This window comes from Candidatus Bathyarchaeia archaeon (assembly GCA_035935655.1).
In the GTDB taxonomy this organism is placed as follows: Archaea; Thermoproteota; Bathyarchaeia; order 40CM-2-53-6; family 40CM-2-53-6; genus 40CM-2-53-6.
Genome location: DASYWW010000027.1, coordinates 1 through 7,640, shown reverse-complemented (window position 1 = coordinate 7,640; position 7,640 = coordinate 1). Strand labels below are relative to the sequence as shown.

Below are 7,640 nucleotides of genomic sequence, written 5' to 3'. Positions count from 1 at the left end.
GTATGAATCAGTCGCGTTCTCCGCCTCAAGGACCTCTCCTAGCTTCTCCCTTGCGAGGGGCGTGAACATGACCAAAGGTTGCAATTTCTGCATACTTTTTCTACGAGAGACGGTTTTCTATTTAAATCCTTTCTTCGCTGGCTCTGTTAGGTCTCCGGCGCATAGTCATGCCTGTTAAGTCGCGGCACATAACAGAGACGCAAAGGAATACTTTCAGGGTTTTTATAGTAGAAACTCCCTATCGAATGACCGGCTCCGGGCCGGTCGCTATCGGAACTGGGTCCTGCAAACTCGTGAAAGCGGGTTAAACTCCCGTCGGAGCCTCGCCGATTTTGTGCTTTCATGGCGAATGCCGCCATTTAAGCCAACGTTGTTAAACAATTCGGTAACAGACTTGCACTCCGTATGCCTTATATAATTAGCGTCATTGCAGTCGCGTTGAAGATGCCTCGTCTGGGACGTTGTAAAACCACCAATCCCACCATCGTACTCGTCTTTCGGCGCGGCGTAGTGTTCGAGTAGTGTCAAGAGTAATCTCAGTTCAAGGCGATGTATATCGTCAACTCGTCAACACGACGGGCCAGTTAATGCAAGCGACCGAGGAATCAGTCCCAATCAGCGCCGTCGTCGCGGCGTCAATGTTCATCGCCGAAGTAAAGATGAATAAGATGCTGGAAAAAGCAAGCGTAGATACGGACTATCGCAGACGACTCGCCAGTGCGCTCAAGCGAGCCGACAAAGAGGAATTGGTCAAACTAAGTGAAGAGGTCAGGGGCTAACTAACAAGCCCCTGATTCCTTTTATTTTCCTGCGAAGCATTACGAATTATTGTCAGCCACTTGTTCTCGCCTTCAATCCTGATTCCCGCCCTTTCCGATGGGGTCTGACCGTTCAGTCCTTCGTGGGGTCGGATGAAATTGTGGAAGATTTGGTATCCCTTCAGGATGGGTGTGTCTGATTTCTTGAGACCCCGCATGACCTTTTCTCGGTCGCGAATCTCCCCATTCATGCGTTCCATTTTGTTATTGTGAACTTCGCCCCCGAATCTGATGTCTCGAATGTGCTGGGTCCTGTCGTCTGCATATCTCGTCCAGTATTCCTTTGTGTTGGCTTCGACATAATTCCAAGCCCCATCGCTGATTAGGACTCTTGGTTTCTTACCGGCCTTCTCCATCGCATCCCTAAACATTGGCCTCACATCCGAAACGGCCTTGTGGTCGCTCACTTGCTGAGCAATCCAAAATCTGGTGTCGTCATCCATCATCGCAAACAGATACTTCATATCGCCCTTCACCTTCAGGAATATTTCGTCGGTTCTCCAAATGTCGCCAACGCGCGGAATCAGTTTGTCAAGATAGCTCCCCATTACCGCGACATACTTCCTTATCCACGAATGAATCGTGACATGGGAGACATTCACTCCTTGCAGTCTCAAGAACTTCTGCACATTGCGGAAACTCTCACCGGTAAAATATAACTGCATGGCCGATGTCACGGCTTGAGGCGTCGCTTTCATCTTCTCGAAGCCGAGGTTAATCGTAAACCATTTGCCACAATCCTTGCACGACCAACGCTGAATATCGCCAGACTGATTATGCCGGACTCCGTGCTTGACTATCTTTTCAGAGTTACATGACGGACAGTGGGTAACCGAAACTGGTTCAATGACGAGCGGGGCAGAAGAAACTATCTTTCTGAAGATAAAACTTAGTTCGACCGCGCGAATGTGCTTACACTTAATCATTCTGTAAGCACGGTCTGGACATGAACAAAACCAACCCCCTTCCGTCTGAACAACGTCATACTCAGCGTTCAGTCGCTGAGAATGAACTTTGTATTGATACTCGTTGAGCCTTCTGACCCAACCGTATTGTCGTGCAATTTCCTCGCCCTTGATATCGCGGAAGTCGAGGGAAGGTTCCTTCATCTATCCGCGCCTTCCCATTCGACTTGACGGGCGTTAAGGCGTTCAAAATACTCCTCGTCGCCCATTTCCCAGCGTAGGTATTCTGATTCCATGCCATACGTATGGCACTATGGCCTAATTAAGTCTTATGGCATGCCGTAAGTATGGCAAATGTTATTAGAGCCACCTTTCCATACCTATGGCGTTATGACAGATGAGGAAATGACCAAGACAACATTCCGACTGCCAAAGGCGTTGCTGAAGCAAGTCAAACAATACGCATTAGACCACGACGCCAATGATACAGCAGTATTCCTAGACGCATTGAGAGAATACCTAAACAAACACAAGACGAAAAGACAAACTGAATAGCAATCTGTGCGACTACTCGCTAATGTTTAACATTATAAGCATCTTTAACATAATGAGACGCACTGAACCTAAACGATGCCTCATCTCAAGCGTCGTTAGGTGAGACCAAGCGTCTGGGGTCTCTCACTGAGGCCCCAGCGCCCCGAGGTCCATTCCGAGACGAAGGCAGGACCCCCGCCTTAGAAGTCTCGGACACGGTTTTCCAATCGCGATTGGGTCGCGGATGAAGCTATTCACATCCGGCTCCTCGGTGTCCGCTGGGAATTTTCCCCGAGAGACTCCAGACCTATCCGGTAACCTTCCCCCCTCTTATTATGGTGAATTTTGGTTCTTCTGGGATTAGTTTGAGTTCGCGTTCAGGTTCAAGTCTGTAAACCATGATGTTACCCCTCTGACCATCCCCAGAAGGCTCCCGCATCCCGAAGAACTTTCGGCCTCTCTTCCTTGCCAGAATCTTCTGGGCTTTCTGAATGCGTGCAAAAACCTGATTGTAGAGGAGTATGTCTTTGCGAGTGTCGAGCATGACCCCCAAGAAGTGTTGAGAAACCTCGGGGACAGTATGCCTTAAGTCTGAGCCATCCAATTCCTGAATATACAATGCGACTTCCGAAGGCGTCGGCATCCTGCTTTGTATCTCCGCTTTCCGGTCTGATGTTCTGGTGACCGCAAAGTTGGGTATTACATCATGGGGTGCACGGCTCGAAAGCCTGACAAACTCGGTTATCTCCAGCATCGTCCCGTCGAGTTCGTATTCTACATTACTCGTTCTGAACCTCAGTTTCAGATTGCCTCATCTCGCTTTGCGCTGACATCAAAACGATATTTAACGGTTCACTATGCGCCTTCTTTCTCTGATTTTGCATAATGGTTCATGCTCAGCAGAGTTTGGATTATCCATGAGCCGACCCTAACGCTTCAGCCTATGCGCCGGAGACCTAACAGAACCTCTTCGCTGGCTCTGTTAGAACTTCGGGACAGAGGTCGGAAACTTGTCTCTGTTAAGCGTCGGGACATGATTCCTTATGGTTTGAAGGATTTCAGAAACTTGACGAGTTCCACGAAAATAGGGTTACTCTCAGCTTTGACAACTCTAACGATAGATTCGCGTCCGCCTGAAGTCACCCTCTTCTCCTCTTGGAAGCTCGTCTCCGTGAATAGCACAAAGGCATAATGTGCTATGCCCTTCAGGTTCTCTTCGACAGTTTGTGGTGATGGTATGAACTCGGCTATGACGAATGCGATTCCATCGACCCAATTCACGGTAGGTATTCCACCTTGCTTTTGCGCTTCTACTTGAGAAACTACTCCCTGAAAAAATGTCGGGACATCAAGTTTCCTGACTTCGTGCACGACAATCTTTCCATACGGACGATATTCTATCTCGACCAATACTTGTCGCTCCGTTAGGCTTCCGTCTCAGCGAATGCGATGACAGGTTTGTCTGGGATGAACTGCGTCCAGCCTAGTTTCCTCGACCTCAGGAGTTTCTGCTTTATCGCTTCGTCGATGCGAGCTGGGGCTTCTCTGATTTCCTTAAGCTCGATGTTGCGACACAGGACTTCACTCCTGCGCCTGAAGTCATTCCATTTCATGGCGAGTTTTACCTTCGGTATCGTCTTGTATTTCTGGCAAATCCCACAGTAACATGGCAATTCATAGTTAGGTCGCGTCTTGCGGAGCAGTTCTTCGTGCGTGTCGTAGGTCATATCCTCGATGTTGTAGAATACCCCATCCTTCGGTGGTGTTTCATCACTCCTCCTCCCGAAGAAGTATGGGTCTGTTGAGATTGGCATCGAAAGGACCGACATCCCATAACACCAGCCGACATATCCAAGATGGTCCATGTTGAACACATGAATCGGAGCTTTGATGTCGTTGGCCTCCATCATGGTATGAAGTTCGCTGATTGTGTTGAAGACATTGCTCACTTGACTGTCATTAGCCTTGTCAAGCCCTACAATCCTGAGGCCGATGTGGTCGGGTGCATAACTGATGAGCAAAGAGAAGATGCTCGGATAGTTTTCGGGTTTGAGAACAGACGCACCTACGGTCAGGATATTCAACACATCCACTTTCCCGTAGAAGCCTGTGAAGACATCTCGCAGAAGGGTATGGCCATTCCTAATCATCTCCCTCGCTTTTTCCATTTGAGAGTCAAACTTCCTTACTGATGTCACAGATACCGAGGGCATTGCGAGAATACTGGTCCTTCGGTCAAGTTGGAACCTTAACGACTGGACGAGCGTGGTGGTATCGAGGAGGGGATAGACCTCATCTACAGTTCTGTCGAGTCTTTGGTTATGCGTAAGCTTGCTCTCAAGAGCAATTTGCTCGATTGCCCTGAACTGTTTCTCACTAATCAGACCCAATTCCAACATTTTCTTTCTGTCTGGTTGGCTTCCTCTGAGAGCGAAATCCAATTCGGGAAGAACGATGAAAGGCCTGTCTTCAATTGGTCGCCTGCTTATCGCATTATCAGAATAGAATGCCTCCAATGTCGGCTGTGGCTTGAGGCCTTGAACAACTCTATCCCAATCCTTTGCATAGACCGTGAAGCCTTCAATCCGCTCGAGGCCCATTCCCGCAGGGGTCTCAGGGAATTGCCCATTCACCTCTCTGAGAACCTTCCCGTCGAGAACAGACTCTGGAGTTAGGAATACGGCAGGAATGGAGAACTGTTTACCGTTCTTGAGTCTCACTGGTTTGGTTCGCATGTTCTATGTCCTCTTCAACATCTCCGTCAATGCCTTCCTCTGATATTCAACAAATTCGGCATACTTCCCAAGTGGAACTTGAATCGCTTTGTCAATGTCTTCAGTATAGCCACGTTTCTTCCTTTCTTGGATGTAAATGAAATCTCCCAGTCTGTTCCTTAGTTGAAAGATGCGGAACTCTGTCTTGTCGTCCACCTTGAAAGTCTGTTCGAGGACCGCATGAAGTGCCCGTGTGTTCGGGAGATATACCGTCGTCTTGTCGAACTGAACTGAGTAGACCTCTCCAGTTCTGCTCATGCCCGTTATGTGCTTGTCAATGATTCGAGCGTCGATTGCAAGCGCCTTCTCAATCATTTTGGCCGTGACTCCGTTTGGATAATTCAACTCGATTGTCTGTTTGATGAGGTTTTTGACATAATGCTCTTTCTCGTAATCAGGGAGCTTGGTGTATTCATCCTTGGTGAGCCTGTCCTTCGGAAGCTGTATGCTGACTTCTGACATCGGTCCTAGGGATGGAGCAAGCGCCTAATATACTTATGGAGAGGCTAAATGGAGACGCTCCTCTCCAAGCACAGAGTATATAGGCAATTTGTCCTGAAGCTGTGCGGTCGGCATGGAGACGATGAACGCGAAGCTAGCCCGAAGCCTCGACTTCAATGCGCCGTCCCTTGAGCTTGAAGGTTATCCTCTCAGGCTTTTCCAGCACATCAATCACAGGCTTAGGAATCGAACTCTGTGCTCCCCTCTTTTCGTCGTAGTTCACTCCGACTGTGAACTCAGTTGCATCCTTCTTCCACTTGGGCATGTCGCGTCGAGGAGGCTATCTACGTATATAACGCTATGCCTGCACAGTATCTCCGTAGATATCGGAGGGTTTATGTATCTACGTAGATACCCCTACGCCATGCAATCAGACGAACTCCTCGCAGAAATGGCAGGAATCAAGATTGAGGGACAGGACAAATGGTTAACTTTGATTCAGAAAGCTCACGAAATGGCTAAATCAAGTCGAGAACGTTGACTTATCCTGATAGAGGTCGAGAATCATAGACCTTTCTTTCTGGCCAGTAGTCGCTACGGTCACGGGCGTCTTGGTCAATCTCTTGTCAATCGAATATGTAATTGTCGTCAGACCCATCCCGAGCACCCTCGCGAGACTTACGAAATGGGAAAAGAAGGTGCAAGGAGCGTTTGTTACTCAAATCAAGACCTTCGCAACTTCGGGGAACAGCGAAGACCTTGAAGAGGTGGAAGACTTGGCGATTCAGCATGCAGTCGTGGCAGGTTTTCGTGATGACCTCGAAGGATTTCATGGTAAGTTCCAAGGTAATATTTCTCTCAACGTTGTTACCCTTGGCGTAATATGGGTAAGCTACTTCATTTATGACGGGCTAAATCTGCAGACCCAAGAACTTGTCCTATTTTTTGTTGGGGGTTTGTTATTCGCTTGCTTCTGGAGCTTCTACTCCCATCTTAATGGGTTCTTAGAGTTGAAGGGAAAGATACTCTTCAAGCACATTTAGCTGTCGTCGGATTCTTCGGTAACGTCCTCGACGTAGAACTTCTCCTTGAGCCCAGTGCGTCCGACCACTTCAGCCTTGATTCCGCTCAAAGTAGTATACTCTGGGCTTGAATAATAGACGTCATGAAGAACGCTAGTCAGTGGCTCCTTCGCATATCTTGTGACCATAGGGGTTATCCGCATTATCCAACCTTTGACTTTAGCATCTTGCATGAAAATGGCGAGTCTGGTCTTGCCAGAGTCGGACAAAGCGAAACGTGCAACTTTGTATCCATACTCATTCGGAACCATTCCTGAGACTATGAACCCCGTTTCTATCCCAGCTTCCAAGTCATTCGCGAGGTTGGCGCTGAATGGGCCATACTTGCTCGGTGCCCAATCACCGTAAAAGCCTTGGTTCAGGATATCTTTGTGCTCCTTCTGTATCAGGAAAGCTATCTTCTGAAGGCGAGTCTTCCCCTCAATGAAATCTACAGGTTGCATGATACCCAGAAGCCAGTCCATCCTAACTCACCACCTCCAACCGCAATATAAGACCTTAGTTCTGAAAGTCGCTGAAATTGAAGGAATCTCTCACCTTCAAACCGAAATTGTTATTCCACTGGTGCTTTTTCTTAGGGACGGCGAAATGGTCAAGATTCAATGCCCCGATTGTCATGGAAGAGGCAAGTTGATGACGAGCAGGAGTCGCTCCCTAAACCGATGCCCACGCTGTGGTGGAAAAGGCTACCTCGGAACAGAATGACGCAGGCATGTCCCGACTCTTAACACCGACAAAATCCTGACTAGTGTCCCGAAGTTCTAACAGAGCCTCTTCGCTGGAAGGCCAGATGGCCGCGGAATGTGTCGTCTTTCCTTAGGGTGGTGCTCTCACGGCTGGCCGAGTATGTGGTTCGGATGGTTGAAGCACACAAACAGTGTCCCCAATCTCTTTGAGTAGCACCAAGAGCCATTGCCGACTACGATCGTGGTCAGATTCACATCGTACGCCAACCCGCAATCGATGACAAGATAAGCGCCGGATACCTGAGCATGCCGGTGGTCGTATGTTCCTCCTCCCACTTGATAGAAAGATGACTGGTACTCGAAAGATAGGAAGAAAGAGGAATAGCAGCAGAAATATTAC

The 7,640-nt window shown here is 48.5% G+C and carries 10 protein-coding genes; 3 read left to right on the top strand and 7 right to left on the bottom strand.

Annotation, left to right across the window (positions count from 1 at the left end):
* Positions 1–521 precede the first annotated feature (521 nt).
* On the top strand, positions 522–779 hold the full coding sequence (locus VGS11_04950) for a hypothetical protein (GenBank protein ID HEV2119436.1): 258 nt from the start codon (positions 522–524) through the stop codon (positions 777–779).
* On the opposite strand, the gene VGS11_04945 is transcribed toward VGS11_04950, so the two are convergent.
* Positions 776–1,927: a DDE-type integrase/transposase/recombinase gene (locus VGS11_04945; GenBank protein HEV2119435.1), complete on the bottom strand. Its 1,152-nt coding sequence runs from the start codon at positions 1,925–1,927 to the stop codon at positions 776–778. The two genes, VGS11_04950 and VGS11_04945, sit on opposite strands and share 4 nt — an antisense overlap.
* Positions 1,928–2,128: 201 nt before the next feature.
* Between VGS11_04945 and VGS11_04940 the strand changes: the two genes are divergently transcribed.
* On the top strand, positions 2,129–2,278 hold the full coding sequence (locus tag VGS11_04940; protein HEV2119434.1) for a hypothetical protein: 150 nt from the start codon (positions 2,129–2,131) through the stop codon (positions 2,276–2,278).
* A gap of 286 nt (positions 2,279–2,564) precedes the next feature.
* Here VGS11_04940 and VGS11_04935 read toward each other — a convergent pair whose 3' ends face one another.
* The 5 genes from VGS11_04935 to VGS11_04915 form a co-directional block, all read right to left on the bottom strand.
* Positions 2,565–3,011, bottom strand: coding sequence for a hypothetical protein (locus tag VGS11_04935; GenBank protein ID HEV2119433.1), 447 nt, complete (start codon positions 3,009–3,011; stop codon positions 2,565–2,567).
* A 287-nt stretch (positions 3,012–3,298) separates the two neighbouring features.
* Positions 3,299–3,667, bottom strand: a complete 369-nt coding sequence (locus tag VGS11_04930) for a hypothetical protein (GenBank protein HEV2119432.1) — start codon at positions 3,665–3,667, stop codon at positions 3,299–3,301.
* A 14-nt stretch (positions 3,668–3,681) separates the two neighbouring features.
* A complete protein-coding gene (locus VGS11_04925) occupies positions 3,682–4,992 on the bottom strand; it encodes a hypothetical protein (GenBank protein ID HEV2119431.1) in 1,311 nt (436 codons plus the stop codon).
* 3 nt (positions 4,993–4,995) lie between these two features.
* Complete coding sequence (locus VGS11_04920) at positions 4,996–5,493, bottom strand: hypothetical protein (GenBank protein ID HEV2119430.1); 498 nt, start codon at positions 5,491–5,493, stop codon at positions 4,996–4,998.
* Between the two features lie 133 nt (positions 5,494–5,626).
* Positions 5,627–5,797 carry a hypothetical protein gene (locus VGS11_04915; protein ID HEV2119429.1) on the bottom strand — a complete coding sequence of 57 codons (171 nt, stop codon included), beginning with the start codon at positions 5,795–5,797 and terminating at the stop codon, positions 5,627–5,629.
* 286 nt (positions 5,798–6,083) lie between these two features.
* Between VGS11_04915 and VGS11_04910 the strand changes: the two genes are divergently transcribed.
* Positions 6,084–6,515, top strand: coding sequence for a hypothetical protein (locus tag VGS11_04910; protein HEV2119428.1), 432 nt, complete (start codon positions 6,084–6,086; stop codon positions 6,513–6,515).
* Here VGS11_04910 and VGS11_04905 read toward each other — a convergent pair.
* Complete coding sequence (locus VGS11_04905; protein HEV2119427.1) at positions 6,512–7,018, bottom strand: hypothetical protein; 507 nt, start codon at positions 7,016–7,018, stop codon at positions 6,512–6,514. The genes VGS11_04910 and VGS11_04905 overlap by 4 nt on opposite strands.
* Positions 7,019–7,640 lie beyond the last annotated feature (622 nt).